At 60.8% G+C, this 513-nt stretch carries 1 pseudogene; it reads left to right on the plus strand.

From position 1 onward, the window contains the following. Positions 1-99: 99 nt before the first annotated feature. A pseudogene (locus F2P45_RS34470) lies at positions 100-513 on the plus strand (methyl-accepting chemotaxis protein); the annotation flags it as partial.

Here is a 513-nt window from a genome sequence, read left to right on the forward strand (position 1 = left end):
GACACTCTATTTGTCGCCGGCGTGGTCTTGCCGGTCGCCGCGCATTCCCAACGAACGAGGTTGAGCACAATGAAATTACGGAACAAAATGGCCTTGTGCATGGTGATTGTTTTCACCCTGTTTACGATCGCCCTGGGCGTCGCCATTGCGGGCATGCAGAATGCGACCACGAAATTCGAAGTGTTCATCAAGCAAGATCAAGCCTTCCTGGGCGCCAGCACCACCCTGTATGCGCAGGGCCTGCAAATGGGCCAGGCGCTGCGCAACATCATCCTGGCGCCCGAGAACCAGCAGGGCTACAAGAACCTGAGCGCGGCCCGTGACGAATTTCGCAAGGCCCACGGCACCGCGGTGGAACTGGCCAGGGACGACCCCAGCGTCTCGCAGTCCCTGGCAACGCTGAAGACCTTGCACGAGCGCCAGACCGAGATCCAGGCTGCCGTGGTCGAACTGGCCAAGGCCGACCAGGCCGCCGCCATCAAGAAACTCAATGCCGATGAGACCCCGCTGTGG

The sequence above is a fragment of the Massilia mucilaginosa genome, from assembly GCF_011682145.1.
GTDB lineage: Bacteria > Pseudomonadota > Gammaproteobacteria > Burkholderiales > Burkholderiaceae_D > Telluria_A > Telluria_A mucilaginosa.